This window comes from Candidatus Skiveiella danica (assembly GCF_022705245.1).
GTDB classification, from domain to species: Bacteria; Pseudomonadota; Gammaproteobacteria; order Burkholderiales; family Burkholderiaceae_C; genus Skiveiella; species Skiveiella danica.
This window is the reverse complement of the sequence record NZ_JAKJEW010000015.1, coordinates 54968-73059: the sequence shown is the minus strand read 5'-3', so window position 1 is coordinate 73059 and position 18092 is coordinate 54968. Positions and strand designations below refer to the sequence as shown.

The 18092-nt window shown below is 65.6% G+C and carries 11 protein-coding genes; 5 read left to right on the top strand and 6 right to left on the bottom strand.

The annotated features are described in order from the left end of the window. Positions 1-33 precede the first annotated feature (33 nt). Genes ligA through ACMUOY_RS10425 form a run of 3 tightly spaced genes read left to right on the top strand, consistent with a single transcriptional unit; the run spans position 34 to position 3408 of the window. Complete coding sequence (ligA, locus tag ACMUOY_RS10435) at positions 34-2175, top strand: NAD-dependent DNA ligase LigA (RefSeq protein ID WP_413892655.1); 2142 nt, start codon at positions 34-36, stop codon at positions 2173-2175. Then, positions 2162-2701: a peptide deformylase gene (def, locus tag ACMUOY_RS10430; RefSeq protein ID WP_413892654.1), complete on the top strand. Its 540-nt coding sequence runs from the start codon at positions 2162-2164 to the stop codon at positions 2699-2701. Before ligA ends, def begins: the two co-directional genes overlap by 14 nt. Continuing rightward, entirely contained in the window at positions 2698-3408 is a 711-nt protein-coding gene (locus tag ACMUOY_RS10425; RefSeq protein ID WP_413892653.1) for a class I SAM-dependent methyltransferase, read from the top strand. Before def ends, ACMUOY_RS10425 begins: the two co-directional genes overlap by 4 nt. A gap of 6 nt (positions 3409-3414) precedes the next feature. On the opposite strand, the gene ACMUOY_RS10420 is transcribed toward ACMUOY_RS10425, so the two are convergent. Beyond that, positions 3415-6030 carry a [protein-PII] uridylyltransferase gene (locus ACMUOY_RS10420; protein ID WP_413892652.1) on the bottom strand — a complete coding sequence of 872 codons (2616 nt, stop codon included), beginning with the start codon at positions 6028-6030 and terminating at the stop codon, positions 3415-3417. Between the two features lie 38 nt (positions 6031-6068). After that, the gene (map, locus tag ACMUOY_RS10415; RefSeq protein ID WP_413892651.1) at positions 6069-6872 is read right to left on the bottom strand and encodes a type I methionyl aminopeptidase; all 804 of its coding nucleotides are present in this window, start codon (positions 6870-6872) and stop codon (positions 6069-6071) included. A 144-nt stretch (positions 6873-7016) separates the two neighbouring features. Between map and purL the strand changes: the two genes are divergently transcribed. Both purL and ACMUOY_RS10405 read left to right on the top strand, forming a co-directional pair. Continuing rightward, a complete protein-coding gene (purL, locus tag ACMUOY_RS10410; protein ID WP_413892650.1) occupies positions 7017-11126 on the top strand; it encodes a phosphoribosylformylglycinamidine synthase in 4110 nt (1369 codons plus the stop codon). Between the two features lie 49 nt (positions 11127-11175). Next, positions 11176-12165: a DUF808 domain-containing protein gene (locus ACMUOY_RS10405; RefSeq protein ID WP_413892649.1), complete on the top strand. Its 990-nt coding sequence runs from the start codon at positions 11176-11178 to the stop codon at positions 12163-12165. Between the two features lie 47 nt (positions 12166-12212). On the opposite strand, the gene ACMUOY_RS10400 is transcribed toward ACMUOY_RS10405, so the two are convergent. From ACMUOY_RS10400 to ACMUOY_RS10385, 4 genes are all read right to left on the bottom strand, one after another. Beyond that, entirely contained in the window at positions 12213-12776 is a 564-nt protein-coding gene (locus ACMUOY_RS10400; RefSeq protein ID WP_413892648.1) for a phasin family protein, read from the bottom strand. A 97-nt stretch (positions 12777-12873) separates the two neighbouring features. Further along, entirely contained in the window at positions 12874-15516 is a 2643-nt protein-coding gene (locus tag ACMUOY_RS10395) for a cation-translocating P-type ATPase (protein WP_413892647.1), read from the bottom strand. Next, the gene (locus ACMUOY_RS10390) at positions 15513-15974 is read right to left on the bottom strand and encodes a universal stress protein (RefSeq protein ID WP_413892646.1); all 462 of its coding nucleotides are present in this window, start codon (positions 15972-15974) and stop codon (positions 15513-15515) included. Before ACMUOY_RS10390 ends, ACMUOY_RS10395 begins: the two co-directional genes overlap by 4 nt. Positions 15975-16004: 30 nt before the next feature. Beyond that, positions 16005-17972, bottom strand: a complete 1968-nt coding sequence (locus tag ACMUOY_RS10385; RefSeq protein WP_413892645.1) for a peptidase U32 family protein — start codon at positions 17970-17972, stop codon at positions 16005-16007. Positions 17973-18092 lie beyond the last annotated feature (120 nt).

Below are 18092 nucleotides of genomic sequence, written 5' to 3'. Positions count from 1 at the left end.
GGTCTGCCCGTTCCAGGCGACACCTGCTTGCTCATGGTGACCGTTGATCTGTTCGAGGCGGCCGAGCCCGGGCCGGACGCTGCCGCCGCGCGGGCCGCGGCCTTGCGCGCGCAGTTGCACCACCATGCCTATCGCTATTACACGCTGGACGATCCGGAGATACCCGATGCCGAGTACGACCGGCTCTTTCAGGAGCTCCAGGCGCTGGAGGCCACGCACCCGCATCTGCAGACGGCCGATTCACCCACCCTGCGCGTCGGTGGGCGTGTGCTGGACGCCTTTGCCAGCGTGCGCCACGCCGTGCCCATGCTCAGCATCCGGACCGAGACGGACACCGGCGCCAGTGGTGCGCAGGCCTTTGACGCGCGGGTTCGAAAGGAATTGGGACTGGGCGATGCCGATCCCCCGGTCGGGTACGTCGCGGAGCTGAAGTTTGACGGACTGGCAATGAACCTGCGCTACGAGCAGGGTGTGCTGGTGCAGGCGGCCACGCGCGGCGACGGCGAGGTGGGGGAGGATGTCACGCAGAATGTGCGCACCATCGGGCAGATCCCCCTGCGGATCGAGACCCCTGGCGATGCGACAGTTCCTCCGGTGCCACCCGTGCTGGAAGTGCGAGGCGAGGTCTACATGCGCCGCGACGATTTCGAGGCATTGAATGCGCGCCAACGCGAGAAAGGCGAGAAAACCTTCGTCAACCCGCGCAATGCGGCCGCGGGTGCGGTGCGCCAGCTCGACCCGGCCATCGCCGCCCAGCGGCCTCTGAGCTTTTATGCCTATGGCCTGGGCGAGGTCACACCGCCCGAGCTGGGTGGACCGGCGTTCGACACCCACTTCCAGCTGCTGCAAACCCTGAAATCATGGGGTTTTCCGGTTGTATCCAGCGTCGAAAGGGCGCAAGGTGCTACCGAATTGATAGCATATCACGAGCGCATCGGGGCGCTGCGCGACAGCCTGCCATTCGACATCGATGGGGTGGTCTACAAAGTGGACAGCCTGGCTTTGCAGCGCCAGATGGGTTTTGTGACCCGCGAGCCGCGTTGGGCCATTGCGCACAAGTACCCGGCGCAGGAGCAACTGACCACGGTGCTCGATATCGACGTGCAGGTGGGGCGCACCGGCAAGCTGACGCCGGTGGCCAAGCTGGCGCCGGTTTTTGTCGGCGGCGTCACCGTGACGAATGCGACGCTGCACAACGAAGACGAGGCGCGGCGCAAGGACGTGCGGGTAGGCGACACGGTGATCGTGCGCCGGGCCGGCGACGTGATCCCCGAGGTGGTGGGGGTGCTGGCAAACAAGCGTCCGGCTGGTGCGCAGATGTTCACGATGCCCGACCGCTGTCCGGTTTGTGGCAGCGCGGCGGTGCGCGAACCGGGTGAGGCTGACACCCGCTGCACGGGCGGCCTGTTTTGCAGCGCGCAACGCAAGCAGGCCATGCTGCATTTCGCCCAGCGTCGCGCGGTGGAGGTGGAAGGGCTCGGTGACAAGCTGGTCGACCAGTTGGTGGACACCGGCGTCATCAACACCCTGCCCGACCTGTATCGCCTGGGCCTGACTGCACTGGCCAGCCTGGATCGCATGGCCGAGAAGTCGGGACAAAACATCCTGCAGGCGCTGGAGAAGTCGAAGCAGACGACCCTGCCACGCTTCCTGTTCGGCCTGGGTATCCGCCATGTGGGTGATGCGACGGCCAAGGCGCTGGCTCGTCACTTCGGTGGACTCGACGCCGTCATGGCGGCCACGCTGGATCAACTGCTTGAAGTGCCTGACGTCGGCCCGATCGTGGCGCAAAGCATTCGCACGTTCTTTGACCAACCGCACAACCGCGAGGTGGTGGAGCAACTGCGCGCCTGCGGCATGACCTGGGACGAAGGTGAGCGCACCGCCCAGGCGCCGAAGCCGCTGGCGGGCAAGACCGTCGTGCTGACGGGGACCCTGCCGACACTGAGCCGTGATCAGGCCAAGGACCGGCTGGAGGCCGCTGGTGCCAAGGTGGCAGGGTCCGTCAGCAAGAAGACCCACTACGTGGTGGCCGGCGCCGACGCCGGCAGCAAACTGGACAAAGCCCGAGAGTTCGGTGTTAAGGTGCTGGACGAGGCTGGCCTGTTCGCGCTGCTTGACGGCGCGGGAGTTGATGACCCGCCGAACCCGGAGAAGACCGATGACCGTGCGTGAAATTCTGAGGATGGGGGATGCGCGCCTGCTGCGTGTCGCCCAGCCGGTCACCGCATTCGACTCGGACGAACTGCACCAGCTGGTGCGAGACCTGCTGGAGACCATGGCGGCGGTCAATGGCGCCGGCCTGGCGGCGCCGCAGATCGGCGTGGACCTGCAGCTGGTGGTTTTCGGCACCGATGCGCCCAACCCGCGCTACCCCGACGCCCCGCTGGTGCCGCGCACGGTGTTGTGCAATCCGGTCGTCACGCCAGTGGGCGACGACGAGGAGGAAGGCTGGGAGGGCTGTCTGTCGGTGCCCGGCCTGCGTGGCGTGGTGCCGCGGTGGTCGCGCGTCCGCTACACCGGCTTTGACCCGTATGGCGACCCGATCGACCGCACCGTGGATGGCTTTCATGCCCGGGTGGTGCAACACGAGTGCGACCATCTGGCGGGCACGCTCTACCCGATGCGCATGCGCGATTTCACCCGATTCGGGTTCACCGAGGTGTTGTTTCCCGGGCTGGATGCCGCCCAGGACGATTGAACCATTTGAATCGCATCATTGCCGGTGACGGCCCGATGCCTCTCGGTTACGAGGTGAAGTTCGAAACGGTGCGCGGCAACGGCGCGGACCTTCGGATGCGCTCCCTGCTGGACCGGCAGCAGTTTCACGATCCCGCAGGGGAGGCGGAGCAGGCTGGCATTTCGTCGGCGCTGTGGCCGCTGTTCGGCTTGCTCTGGCCTTCAGGCCAGGTCCTTGCGCAGGCCATGCAGACCTTTGAACTGGACGGCAAGCGCATCCTGGAGCTCGGTTGTGGCCTGGCGCTGGCCAGCCTTGTCATCCATCGTCGCGGGGGCGACGTCACCGCCAGTGACTGCCACCCGCTGACCGAGACCTTCCTGAAGGAGAACCTGCGCCTGAACCATCTGCCGCCCATGAAGTACAGGACCGGCAACTGGGGGCGGGCGGTGAGCGACATGGGACGGTTCGATCTGATCATCGGCAGCGACGTGCTTTATGACCGCAACCAGCCGCAGGCGCTGTCGGCCTTCATCGACGAGCACTCCTGCTCGACGGTCGAGGTGGTGATCGTCGATCCTGACCGGGGCAACATCACCGGTTTCAACCGGCGCATGCAGGGTCTGGGTTACACGCACAGCCAGAACCGCGTGTCCTTCCTGCCCGACGGCGCGACGGCCTACAAGGGACGGGTGCACAGCTACGGTCGCTCGCCTGTGCCGGCTGCCTGAGACGCTTCAGGCGGTCAGCGCCTCCAGCAGCTCGGTCTCGATCTCGATCTGGCGGCGGTTCTGCTGCAGCTCAGGCCCATCGATGAGGAACGTGTCTTCCACCCGTTCGCCCAAGGTGGTGATCTTGGCCAGTTGCAGGTTGATGTGGTGGCGGGCCAGCACGCGCGCCACGCTGTACAGCAGGCCGGTGCGGTCGCTGGCGGAAATGCTCAGCAGCCAGCGCTGGGCTTTTTCGTCAGGCTGGAGGTCCACCCGCGGTGCAAAGGGAAAGCTCTTCACGCGGCGCGAGACCCGTCCACGCCCTGGCGGGGGCAACGGGCCGGGGTGCTCCAGCGTATGGGCGAGCTCTGACTCGACCATGTTCACCAGCTCCTGGTAGTGCTCGGGCAGCATGGCGGTCACGACCTGAAAAGTGTCCAGCGCGAAGCCGTTGTGGGTGGTGTGGATCTTGGCATCCAGGATGCTGAAGCCTGCCTGGTCGAAGTATCCGCAGATGCGCGCAAAGAGGTCGGGTTGATCGGGCGTGTAGACCACCACCTGCAGGCCTTCGCCGACGGTGGACTGCCGTGCCCGCACGATGGTTCGACCGGGTGCGCCGGACTTGGGCACATGCCGGGAGAGCTGGCGTGTGTGCCAGGCGATGTCGGCGGCGTCGTGGCGCATGAAGTAGCCCACGTCCAGCGTGTCCCAGAGCGCCTTGTTCCCTTCGAACGGCTCGGCATGCAGGGCCAGCAGCACCAGCGCCTCGCGCTTGCGGGCCTCGATGTCGGCGCTGGCGTCGGGCGCGCGACCTCCCAGCATGCGCAGCGTGTAGCGGTACAGGTCCTCCAGCAGCTTGCCCTTCCAGGCATTCCAGACCTTCGGGCTGGTGCCGCGGATGTCGGCCACGGTCAGTAGATACAGGGCCGTCAGGTAGCGCTCGTTGCCGACGCGCTCGACGAAGGCGCGGATGACATCAGGGTCGCTCAGGTCTTCCTTCTGCGCGATGCGGCTCATCGTGAGGTGCTCATGCACCAGGAATTCGATGAGCCGGGTGTCATCCTTTCCGATGCCATGCTCGCGGCAGAAACGGCGCACCTCGACGGCACCCAACTCGGAATGGTCGCCGCCGCGCCCCTTCGCAATGTCGTGGAACAGGGCGGCGACGTACAGCACCCACGGCTTGTCCCAGCCCGCGGCCAGCTGCGAGCAGAAGGGATATTCGTGCGCATGCTCGGCTATGAAGAAGCGGCGCATGTTGCGCAACACCATCAGGATGTGCTGGTCCACCGTGTAGACGTGAAACAGATCGTGCTGCATCTGGCCCACGATGCGCCGGAACACCCACAGGTAGCGCCCCAGCACCGAGGTCTGGTTCATCAGCCGCATGGCGTGCGTGATGCCGGCGGGCTGCTGCAGGATGCGCAGGAAGGTGCCGCGGTTGATCGGATCGTGCCGGAAGGAGGCATCCATGATGGTGCGCACGTTGTACAGCGCGCGCAGGGTTCGCGCTGACAGACCCTTGAGCCCGAGGTGCGTCTGGTAGAGCAGGAAGGTCTCCAGGATCGCGTGGGGATGCTTCTGGTACAGGTCGTCGCTGGCCACCTCGATCATGCCGGCCTTCTCGAAGAAGCGCTCATTGATGGGGCGCAGCGCATGGGTCGAGGCGCCCCGATCCGATTGCAGGCGCTCTTCGATGTTGAGCAGCAGGATCTGGTTGAGCTGGGCGACTGCCTTGGCCGCCCAGTAATAGCGCTTCATCAGGACTTCGCTGGGGCGATGGCCCGGTTTGCCGTCGGATGGGACGGCAGACAAGTACCCAAACGATTCGGCCACCGCAGTCTGGAGGTCGAATACCAGCCGGTCCTCACGGCGGCGGGCAATCAGGTGCAGGCGCGTGCGGATCAGGCTCAAGAGGGCCTCGTTGTGCTTGATCTGGCGCACCTCGAAGGGCGTAGCGAGACCCTTTCGGGCCAGTTCATCCCAGCTCCTGCCCAGTCCGGCAGCGCGAGCCACCCACAGAATGATCTGCAGGTCGCGCAGGCCACCGGGTGATTCCTTGCAGTTCGGCTCCAGTGCGTAGGGGGTGTCCTCGAACTTGGTGTGGCGCTGCCGCATCTCCAGCGTCTTGGCCACGAAGAAGGCTGCAGGGTCCATCACGGCGTCGAAACGCTTGCGGAAGGCGTTGAACAAGGCGGCATCGCCGTCAATCAGCCGAGCCTCCAGCAGGGAGGTCTGGACGGTCACATCCTTGGCCGCTTCGGCCAGGCAGTCGGCCAGCGTGCGCACACTGGAGCCGATCTCAAGGCCGGCATCCCAGCAGCTGCCGATGAAGGCTTCGATCTGCCCTTTCAACCCTTCGTCGGTATCGGGCGACTGATCGTCTGGCAGGAGCAGCAGCACGTCGACATCGGAGTAGGGAAACAGCTCGCCGCGGCCGAAACCGCCCACCGCCACCAAAACAAAGGGTGCGTCGAACCCGGCGTACCGCCACAGGCCACGCAACAACTCGTCGGTCAACGCGGAAAGTGTGCGCAAGGTCGCGCGCACGCCCCGCGACGACGAGCCACTCGTCGCTGCCGAGCGCAGGATCTCTTGCTTGTCGTGGCGGTATTTGCTGCGAAGCGCGGGCAGGTCGGTCATGTTGTGTCGTAAGGGGCAGCTGGCCCGCGCCTTGAGGGTCAGGCCTTGACGAAAGGCGGCGGCGGGGGACTTCCGGCCGAAAGCGTCAGCACTTCGTAGCCGTCGCCCGTCACCAGCACGGTGTGTTCCCACTGTGCGGACAGGGAGTGGTCCTTGGTGACGATGGTCCAGCCGTCGCCCAATTCCTTGATGTCGCGGCGTCCGGCATTGATCATCGGCTCGATGGTGAAGGTCATGCCCGGCACCAGCTCGTCCAACGTGCCCGGTTTGCCGTAATGCAGCACCTGCGGCTCTTCGTGGAACACCCGCCCGATGCCGTGGCCGCAGAACTCGCGCACCACCGAGAAACCGTGGCCTTCAGCGAACTTCTGGATCGCCCAGCCAATGTCGCCCAGCCGCGCACCGGGCTTGACCTGCACGATGCCGTGCCACATGGCCTCAAAGGTGAGGGCGGACAGACGCTTGGCCGCGATCGAGCATTCGCCGACGAGGAACATGCGACTGGTGTCCCCATGCCAGCCATCCTTGATTACCGTGATGTCGATGTTCATCGAATCGCCTTTTTTCAGCGGCTTATCGTTCGGAATGCCGTGGCAGACCTGGTGGTTGAGCGAGGTGCAGATCGACTTGGGGTAGGGGATGTAGCCCGCTGGCTGGTAATTCAGCGGTGCGGGGATGGCGCCCTGCACCTGGGTGATGTAGTCGTGTGCCAGACGGTCGAGTTCGTTGGTGGTGACGCCCGGCTTGACGTGGGGCGTGAGGTAGTCGAGCACTTCGGAAGCGAGCCGTCCCGCCACGCGCATACCGGCAATGCCGTCGGCGTCTTTGTAGGTAATGGTCATGGGTCGCGATTATCCCACCGGGGTTCCCGAGCCGCTGAAGGGGGCCAGCGCCCGTTAAAATTCAGGGTTTTCACCAGCCGCCCCAGTCGGCGGCGGCCGCGCGAGCTTCCAGCCAACCCGGTTCATCCCTTCAAGGCCACCACCGTGACCCTGCACATTGCCCAGTTCGAGGGCGGCAACGCCCTCAGCGCCTTTCGTGTTCAGCAACTGTTGCCCCGCCTGGCGGCCATACATGACCGGATCCATGGCATTTCTGCCCGTTTCGTGCATCTGGTGGCCTCGGAAGCCGAGCCATCCATCGCCGACCGCGACCGCCTGGCCGCGCTGCTGACCTATGGTGACCCGTACGCCGGAGGCGCCGACGGCGCGCTGATCGTCGTCTCGCCCCGCTTCGGCACCGTGTCACCCTGGGCGTCCAAGGCCACCGACATTGCCCACAACTGCGGCCTGCCCATCAAGCGGGTCGAGCGCATCACCGAATACCGCGTCACGCTCAAATCCGGCCTGCTCGGCAAGCCGACCCTGTCGCCGGAACAGCTGCAGGCCGTGGCCGCGCTGCTGCACGACCGCATGACCGAGAGCGTGATGTTCGAGCGCGCAACCGCCCTGGGCCTGTTCACCGAGCTGCACCCGGCGCCGATGGAGCATGTGGATGTGCTCCAGGGCGGCCGGGCCGAGCTGGTGGCCGCCAACACCCGGTTTGGCCTCGCGCTGGCCGATGACGAGATCGATTACCTCGTGAACGCCTTCACCACGCTGGGCCGCAACCCGACCGACGTCGAATTGATGATGTTTGCCCAAGCCAACAGCGAGCATTGCCGGCACAAGATCTTCAACGCCGAGTTCACCATCGACGGCGTGGCGCAGGGCAGGAGCCTGTTCGGCATGATTCGCAACACGCACCAGCTTGCGCCCCAGCACACCGTGGTGGCGTATTCGGACAACGCTTCGGTCATGGAGGGGGTCGAAGTCGAGAGTTTCATAGCCAAAACAGCCTCTTCCCAGCGTGGATTGGTCGTTGACAGCTATCAGAAAAGTAGTTCTTTGAACCACGTCCTGATGAAGGTGGAAACCCATAACCACCCCACGGCGATATCGCCGTTCCCCGGCGCATCCACCGGCGCGGGCGGCGAGATCCGCGACGAAGGCGCAACCGGCCGTGGGTCGAAACCCAAGGCGGGGCTGACCGGTTTCACGGTGTCGAAACTCTGGGGCGGCCTGTCCGACCAGCGCGGCGGCAAGCCGGAACACATTGCCAGCCCGCTGCAGATCATGACCGAGGGCCCGCTGGGTGGCGCAGCCTTCAACAATGAATTCGGCCGGCCCAACCTGCTGGGCTACTTCCGTGAGTACGAGCAGTCGGTGGGCGGTGTACAGCGTGGCTACCACAAGCCCATCATGATTGCGGGCGGCCTGGGAACCATCGACGCCGGCCAGACGAAGAAGATCGAGTTCCCGGCCGGCTCCCTGCTGATCCAGCTGGGTGGGCCCGGCATGAAGATCGGCATGGGCGGCAGCGCGGCCAGTTCCATGGCCACCGGTGCGAACGCGGCCGAGCTGGACTTCGACTCGGTGCAGCGCGGCAATCCCGAGATCGAACGCCGGGCGCAGGAGGTCATCAACCACTGCTGGGCCGAAGGTGAGCGCAACCCGATCCTGGCGATTCACGACGTGGGTGCGGGCGGCCTGTCCAATGCCTTCCCCGAGCTGACAAACGACGCCGGGCGTGGCGCGCGCTTCGACCTGCGCGCCGTGCCGCTGGAGGAGTCTGGCCTCGCGCCCAAGGAGATCTGGAGCAACGAAAGCCAGGAGCGCTACGTGCTGGCGATTGCGCCCGATTCGCTGGAGATGTTCAAGGCCTTCTGCGAGCGTGAGCGCTGCCCGTTTGCGGTGGTCGGCGTGGCCACCGAAGAGCCTGACCTGTTGGTGTACGAGGGAGATGGCGTGAGCGGCGCCGGGCCGTCCCAAGCCGCGAGAGACCCTTCGGGGGGCAGTGAATCACACGAAGTGGAGAGCGTGGGGGCACCAGTCGATATGCCCATGAACGTGCTGTTGGGCAAACCGCCCAAGATGCAACGCGACGTGACGACCGTCAAGCGTGAATTCCAGCCAATGGACCTGACCGGCGTGGACCTGGAAAAGACGGTGATCGACGTGCTGAGCCACCCGACCGTGGCCTCCAAACGCTTCCTGATCACCATTGGCGATCGCACCGTGGGGGGCTTGAGCCACCGCGACCAGATGGTGGGCCCATGGCAGGTGCCGGTGGCCGACTGCGCGGTGACGCTGGCCGACTTCAAGGGCTTTGCCGGCGAGGCCATGAGCCTGGGCGAGCGCACGCCGCTGGCCGCCCTGGACGCCGCCGCCTCGGGCCGCATGGCCGTGGCCGAAGCCATCACCAACCTGCTGGCCGCACCCATCGAGCTGGCGCGCGTGAAGCTCTCCGCCAACTGGATGGCCGCCTGCGGCGAACCCGGCGAAGACGCGGACCTCTACGCGACCGTCAAGGCGGTGGGGATGGAAATGTGCCCGGCGCTGGGCATTTCCATCCCCGTGGGCAAAGATTCGCTATCGATGCGCACCCAGTGGACCGTGACGGACGACGCCCCGGGCGGCGGTGCGGAAAAGAAAAAAGTCACGTCGCCCGTCAGTCTGATCGTCACCGCGTTCGTGACGTTGGCCGACGTGCGCGGCACGCTCACGCCGCAACTCGATTCGAACCATGACGACACCACGCTGGTGCTGATCGACCTGGGCCATGGCCGCAACCGCATGGGTGGCAGCATCCTGGGGCAGGTACTGGGCCAGCCGGGTTGCCCGGACAAGGATGGCGTGCCGGATCTGGACGATCCCCAAGACCTGGTGAACCTGGTGAACGCCATCAATGCGCTGCGCGCGCGGGGTCAGATCATGGCCTACCACGACCGCAGCGACGGCGGCCTGCTGGCTACCGTGGCGGAAATGGCCTTTGCCGGCCATGTGGGCGTGGCACTGAACATCGACATGCTGGTCACCGAAGGCGACGGCATCACGGACAGCCGTGCCGAATACGGCGACGCCAAGAACTGGGCCGGCCAGGTGAGCGCCCGGCGCGAGGAACTGACGCTCAAGGCCCTGTTCACCGAAGAACTGGGCGTGGTGCTGCAGGTGGCCACCGCTGAGCGCAACGCCGTGATGCAGACCCTGCGCGAGCACGGCCTGTCAAAGCACAGCCACTTCATCGGCAAGACGCGGCCCGAGTCTTCCGGCCTGGCACGCGGCAAAGGCGAGCTCAGTGTCTGGCGCGACACGAAAGAGGTGTTTCATGCACCGCTGGCCGACCTTCACCAGGTCTGGGACAGCGTGAGCTGGAAGATCTGCCAGCAGCGCGATAACCCGTCCTGCGCCGATGCCGAGCATGCGGCGGCTGGCGTTCCCAGTGACCCCGGACTGCATGTGTCGCTGACGTTCAACCCGTCAGAGGATGTTGCCGCGCCGTTCCTGAACCTGTCCCGGCCGAAGGTCGCCATCCTGCGCGAGCAGGGCGTCAACTCGCATGTGGAGATGGCCTATGCCTTTACCGAAGCGGGTTTCGAGGCCTTTGACGTTCACATGACCGATCTGCAGACCGGGCGTGCCCAGCTGGCGGACTTCAAGGGCGTGGTGGCCTGCGGCGGCTTCAGCTACGGCGACACGCTGGGTGCCGGCATCGGCTGGGCACGTTCCATCACCTTCAACCCGGCGCTGGCCGAGCAATTCCAGGGCTTCTTTGGCCGCTCGGATACCTTTGGCCTGGGCGTGTGCAACGGATGCCAGATGTTTGCCGAACTGGCCGACATCATCCCCGGCGCACAGGACTGGCCGCGCTTCACGACCAACCAGAGCGAGCGCTTCGAGGCCCGGCTGTCGCTGGTCGAGGTGCTGGACTCGCCCAGCCTGTTCCTGCAGGGCATGGCCGGCAGCCGTCTGCCGATTGCGGTGTCGCATGGCGAGGGCTATGCCAACTTCAGGTACCGGGGCAATGCCGACCAGGCGATTGCGGCGATGCGTTTTGTGGACCACACCGGCGCGCCCACCGAGGCTTATCCGTTCAATCCCAACGGCAGTCCCGGCGGCCTGACCGGCGTGACCACGGCAGACGGCCGCTTCACGGCCATGATGCCGCACCCCGAGCGCGTGTTCCGCAACATCCAGATGAGCTGGACGGATGGCGCCGCCGACGCCTTGAGCCCCTGGATGCGCATCTGGCGCAATGCGCGCCAGTGGGTCGGCTGAGGCGCCGCCCGTTGATATCGGCAACCACTGAATCCACCCAGGATTACCCATGGCCGGTTCCAGTCTTCTGTTGCTGATCGACGATATTGCCACCCTGCTGGATGACGTCGCGGCAATGACCAAGGTGGCCGCCAGCAAGAGCGTGGCCATGGCCGATGACGTGTCGGTCATGACCAAGGTCGCCGCGCAGAAGACGGCGGGTGTGTTGGGGGATGACCTGGCACTCAACGCCCAGCAGGTGGCCGGCGTGACGGCGGATCGCGAATTGCCTGTGGTCTGGGCGGTCGCAAAAGGCTCCATGGTCAACAAGGCGATTCTGGTGCCGGCGGCGCTGGCCATCAGTGCGCTCGCGCCGTGGGCCGTCACCCCCTTGCTGATGGTCGGCGGTGCCTACCTCTGCGTTGAAGGCTTCGAGAAAGTGGCCCACAAATACCTGCACAGCCCGGCGGAAGAAGACGCCCGCCGTGCCGAACGGGTCCGGGTGGTGACCGATGTGACCGTCGACCTCGTCGTGTTCGAGAAGAGCAAGATCAAGGGGGCGGTGCGCACCGACTTCGTGTTGTCCGCCGAGATCATCGCCATCACGCTGGGCACGGTGGCGGCAGCCCCGTTCCTGCAGCAAGTGGCTGTCCTGACCGGGATCGCCCTGATCATGACAGTTGGTGTCTATGGATTTGTGGCTGGAATCGTGAAACTCGATGACCTGGGCTTGTGGCTCAGTCGCAGGACCACTGCTGGCGCGCGCGCGTTCGGCGGCGCCATCGTTCGTTCGGCGCCGTGGCTCATGCGGGGCTTGTCCGTTGCTGGAACAGCAGCCATGTTTCTGGTGGGGGGCGGCATTTTGACCCACGGGGTGCCGGCGTTGCACCACGGGATTGAATCGGCGTTGGCCTCTGTGAGCCGCTGGCCCATGGGTGGCTTGTGGGGTGTCCTGGTCCCGGCGCTGCTCAATGCCTGCGCGGGCATCGTGGCGGGTGGGCTTGTGCTGGCCGGCGTGACGGCGGTCAAGCGCCTGCGGGGCCGCTCAACGACCGCCTGAATGAACGGTGTCCCACGGCGCAGGGACCCGCGCCATGGGAAATTCAGTTACCTGACGGTCTTCTTGCCATAACCCAGGCGGGTCAGGGCCTGCTTGATGCGCGTGTCAAACGCGTCGCCGACCGTGCCGATGCCCTGATCCACCACATTGGTGGCGTCGCTTATGCGGCCCTTGAGCATGTTGGCATTCGAGTCGATCGCGCCGCGGGCCTGGGCCTCAAACTTCTCACCGGCCTTGACCAGCGACTCAAAGGCTTTCTCGCCCTTGACGCCCGTGGACGTGGTGACCTTGGCCAACGCGCCCAAACCTGCCAGCCAGATCGAGCGCTGGGAGTCGATGAGCTTGAACGAGGCGTCGCGCGTCATGTGCACCACGGAGGTGACCTTGCGGGTTCCCTTGTGCGCGACCTGCTTCAGGGTGGGCGCCTTCGCAGCAACCTTCTTCATGGTCTTTGCGGCGGTCTTTGCCGGCGCCTTCACGGCGGCAGCCTTGACGGGCCGGGCCTTGACTGCGGGCTTCTTCACCGCGCGGGTCTTGGCCGCGACTTTGGCGACAGCCGCCTTGACAGTGTCGACAGGGGTGTTGGTGGGGGTTGCATTGCTGGTTGCCATGTCGGACTTCTTTCCTGAGTGTTGTATTCGGCCAATGGATCAATGCATGGCCGCTGTGCAGGATGAAGTGTCTCGCGGAGTGTCTAGAGAAGACAACTTAACTCGCGACCTGATTTAGAGTGGCCGCTCTGAAACGTCGCCAGGTTTTTTCAGCTTCCACGGCAATGAAAACCACCATCGCAGCCGCCAGGCAGATGCCGAGTTCCATGGCGTTCAAGGGTGCGGTCTTGAAGACCGTGTTGAACACCGGAACATAGATCACGGCCATCTGGAGTGCGAACGTCGCCAGCACAGCGCCGAGCAGCGGCTTGTTTGAAAGCAAGCCCTGGCGCCAGAGGGAGTCGAACTCCGAACGGATGGCCATGACGTGGGCCATCTGCCCCAGCGTGAGCACGGTAAAGACCATGGTCTGCCCGTGCGAGTGGCCGGTGGAAAGAGCCCAGGCCTGTACCGCCAGACACAGTCCACCGAGCAACAGGCCGATGGCCAGGATGTGCTGCCACATGCCATGCGAAAACAGGCTCTCGCTGGGCGGACGAGGGGGCCTTTGCATGACACCGCGCTCCGCCGGCTCGGCCGCCAATGCCAGGCCGGGCAGGCCGTCGGTGACCAGATTGACCCACAGGATATGGATCGGCAGCAAGGGGATGGGCAGGCCCATGAGCGGTGCGAGGAAGATGGTCCAGATCTCGCCCGAGTTGCCCGTCATGGCGTAACGCACGAATTTGCGGATGTTGTCGTAGATGCGCCGGCCTTCGCGCACGGCCGCTACGATGGTCGCGAAGTTATCGTCCAGCAGCACCAGGCTGGAGGCCTCACGCGCCACGTCGGTGCCGCCCCGACCCATGGCCACGCCGATGTCGGCCTGTTTGAGTGCCGGTGCGTCGTTGACCCCATCGCCGGTCATGGCGACGAATTCACCCTGCGCCTGCAGGGCTTCGACGATGCGGATCTTCTGCAGTGGATCGACGCGCGCATAGACGCGAACCGTCCGGACCCGTTCGCGCAGGGCGGCGTCGTTCAAGGCGGCCAGGTCGGCCCCGGTGAGCACGTCGCTTTCGGCGCCGCTCAGGATACCCAGGCGCTGCGCGATGGCGCGTGCCGTGGCTGGGTGATCCCCGGTGATCATGACCGGCGTGATGCCTGCGCTGACGCAGTCGCGCACCGCCACAGCCGCCTCGGGCCGCGGGGGGTCGATCAGACCAATCAGGCCGATCAGGCACAGACCGCTTTCCACCACTTCGAGTTCGCCGGTGCCGGGCAACTGCTCGTAACTGCGCCGGGCCAGTGCCAGCACTCGCAGCCCCTGGGTTGCCAGCTTTTCGGCGGCACCCAGCACCTCAGCGCGCCGCAGTGGGCTTTCTCCGCCCGGCTGCCATTGCGACGTGCACTGCGCCAGCACCGCCTCGGGCGCGCCTTTTGTGTAGGCGACCAGGCCATCCGGCGTGCGGTGAAAGGTGGTCATGCGCTTGCGTTCGGCATCAAACGGGAACTCCAGAACACGTTGCGCGTCCTGCTCGAGTGTGGGCTTGTGCAGGCCGGCATCGCCCGCGACCTGCGTCAGTGCGGTTTCCGTCGGGTCGCCCGCCCAGCCGCCCTTGAGCGTGTGAGTCGCGTCATTGCACAGCGCCGCCGCGCGCAGCAGTTCCTGGTGCACTGGCTTGGGCGATGGCTCACCCGGCTGCCAGCTTTCTCCATCAGCAAGCAACACCTCGGCGTGCATCCGGTTTTGCGTCAGCGTGCCGGTTTTGTCGGAGCAGATGAAGCTGACCGAACCCAGGGTCTCCACGGAGGGCAGACGCCGGATCAGTGCATTGAACGACACCATCTTGCGCGCACCCAGTGCCAGCAAGACGGTGACCACCGCCGGAAGTGCCTCGGGAATGGCCGCCACGGCCAGACTGATGGCGGTCAAGGCCATCAGCAATGGGGACTCGCCGCGCAGAACCCCCACGGTGAAGATCACGACACAGATGGCGATCACGACCAGCGAGAGGCGCTTGCCGAAAGCCGCCAGCCGACGTTGCAGCGGCGTGCTGCGGTCAGTGTCGCGGTCCAGCAGGCGCGCCACCTTGCCCAGTTCGGTGCTCATGCCGATGGCCACGACCAGGCCGCGCGCCCGCCCGTGCGTGGCGGTGGTCCCCTTGAAGGCCATGTTGAGCCTGTCGCCCAGCGCGTGAACGACGCCGGTCATTGGCGCGGTGTGCTTCTCGACCGTGACGGATTCGCCAGTCAGTGCGGACTCGTCCACGCGGAACTGGGCCAGGTCGATCAGCCGCAGGTCCGCTGGCACCTGGTTGCCGGCTTCGAGCAACACGATGTCGCCGGGTACCAGGCCGGCCGCCGGGATCTGTCTCACCTCGCCGTCACGCAGCACCGTGGCGTGCGCGGCGGCGAGTTGCTGCAGCGCGGCCATCGCCTTGTCTGCGCGCCAGGCCTGAACAAAACCGATGACCGCATTGAGAACCACGATCACCACAATCGCCAGAGTGTCGACCAGTTCGCCGATCACGCCGGAGACCACTGCGGCAGCGATGAGCACCAGCACCATGAAGTCCTTGAACTGGTCCGCTAGCAGGGTCAGCCAGCTGCTGGCCTCCTTGCCGGTCAGTTCGTTGGCCCCATGTCGCGCGATCCGATGCGCGACGTCAGACGCATCCAGCCCCCGTGTCGGGTCGACCCCGTGTTCGCCGGCGAGCTCGACGGCGTCGCGGTGGTGCCAGCCAGGCGATCCCGTCATTCAGCGTCGTCGAGCGTGGGCTCCGGCTCGGCGGGTGGCTTGACCAGCAGCACCGGTACCGGCGAGGCATTGACCAGGTCTTGCGCAACGGAGCCCGACAGGGCCTTTCGAAGCAGGCCCATCGCGCGGGTTCCGATGATGACGAGGTCACAGCTGTGTTCCTCGATGAGGTCCACCACCGCATGGGCCGCATCGCCGGTCACGACCACGGTTTCCGCCTCCATCCCCGCCTGGTGCAGCAGGTCGAGCGCCGGTTGCAGGGCATGTTGGCCTGCGCTGTGGCTGATGGTCTCCAGCACCGCGGCGTCGTGCGCGGTGACGACTTCGTAGAAGCTGGCCGGTTCCTGGACATTGGCCAGCAAAAAGCTGGCTTTCAACCCTTCCGTGGCCAGGCGAAGGGCAAACCGGACCTCGTGCAGGGCGAGTTCGGTGCCGTCAATCGGCAGAAGGATTTTCATGGGGACTCCTGGTTCAGGGGGCTTCGGGACTCACCGGGCCGGGCGGGTCCGGTAGAAAGTCAACGGGGCGGCGCGGGCCTGGTCCAGCACATGGCGCCGCATCCTGCCCACCACATGCATTTCACAGGGCTTGCAGTCGAAGCGCAAGCCCAGTCGTTCGTTGCCGTTGATCAGGGTCAAGGGTTCAGCTCGGATCGTTCCCTGCACCCCCGTCACACCCTTGGCCTGCTTGGGGCACAGGCTCATCGACCAGCGCACGCAGTGCTTGGTGATCATGAGGCTGACCTCGCCATCTTCCTCATGCGCCTCGTAGGCGGCGGCAATCAGCTTGACGCCATGCTTTGCGTAGAAGTCGCGCGCCTTGTGGTTGAACACGTTGGCCAGGTAGGTCAGGGTGTCTTCCGGGTAGGTGGCGGGTGGTTCGACCGGCATGGCGCGGGGCAGTCGTTGCCAGGTTGCGGCACGGGCGGCTTCCAGCGCGGCGACGGCGTCGCGGCGCAGTGCGTTGAGCATCGAGGCGGGCACGAACCAGGGGCGCTCCAGGTTCACCGCCACATCGATCGGTTCGAAGATCGTGTCCCCCAGGCGCGAAAGCTGGTCGCGCAGCTTGTCCAGCGCCTGTTCGGGGACCTTTGCCGCCTGATAGGGCAGGGCGAGCGAGGCCAGGCCTTCATGACCGTCTTCGTCGGTGAGGGCCAGTGCCAGGCCGTCATCGGTCTCGGTCAGGCGCAGCCAGGCGCCGATGCGCCGCTCGGCGGATTTCTTTTCCAGGCCCCGCACCCAGTCCATGTCGCGGTTGCGGTTGATGCGGGTGCCCTTGCGAAGGTCCTTGAAGCCGGCCATCGGATCCTTTGGGAAGGCGCGCCAGTGGCCCGGTGCGCCGGCGGGCTCGGCGCGGTTGATCTGCACGCCCACCAGTTCCTTCTGCAGGTCGTGATAACACAGGCCGTCGCCGTTGTGCAGCACGAGGGCCAGATCGTCGGCCTCGAACTCGAACCAGTTGGGCCCTGTCTTCGTGACCCAGCCGATGGCGCGGCCCGGGTTTTTGGGCGAATCGAAGGCGCCGATGTCCATCTGGCGGCCGTTGACGAAGTAGTCGGTGAACTCACGGTTGAAGTTCTGGTCCGGGTCGGGCGTGAAGCCGAAGGCGCAGCGGCCCGAAGAGCCGCGCGCCAGTTCGGGGCGCTCGTCCAGGATGGCGTCGAACAGCGTTCGGTAGTGGGCGGTGATGTTCTTCACATAGCCCATGTCCTTGTAGCGGCCCTCAATCTTGAAGCTGCGTGCGCCGGCATCGATCAGGGCACGCAGGTTGGCGCTCTGGTTGTTGTCCTTCATCGACAGCACATGTTTGTCGTGGGCGACGAAGCGGCCCTGGGCGTCGGTCACCTGGTAGGGCAGGCGGCAGGCCTGCGAGCAGTCGCCGCGGTTGGCGCTGCGCCCGGTGTGCGCCTCGCTGATGTAACACTGGCCGCTGTAGGCCACGCACAGCGCGCCGTGGATGAAGAACTCCAGCGTGCAGCGTGCCGGGTCGGTGGCCGCGCGGATGGCGGCGATCTGCTCCAGGGTCAGTTCGCGCGCCAGCACGATCTGGTTCAGACCCACGTCCTGCAGGAAACGGGCTTTTTCCGGGGTGCGAATGTCGGTCTGGGTGCTGGCATGCAGCTGGATCGGCGGCAGGTCGATTTCCAGCAGGCCCATGTCCTGGATGATGAGCGCGTCCACACCGGCGTCATAGAGTTGCCAGGCCAGCTTGCGCGCGGGCTCCAGCTCGTCGTCGCGCAGGATGGTGTTCAGCGTGACAAAGATGCGGCTCTGGAACCGGTGCGCGTGTTTGACCAGCCGGGCGATGTCTTGCACGCGGTTGTCTGCGCTGGTGCGGGCGCCGAAGGACGGCCCGCCGATGTAGACGGCGTCGGCACCGTGATGGATCGCCTCGATACCGATCTCGGTGTCGCGCGCAGGGGCCAGCAGTTCAAGCTGGTGGGGCAGGAGAGACATGCACGGATTATCCCGCCAGGGCCTTTCTCGCGCCGGTGGCGGGGCGATGAGGCTCGGCGATACTGGCACCTGCGCACCGCCCCTGAGCCGGGTCCGCAGTGAATCGAACCGATGGAATCG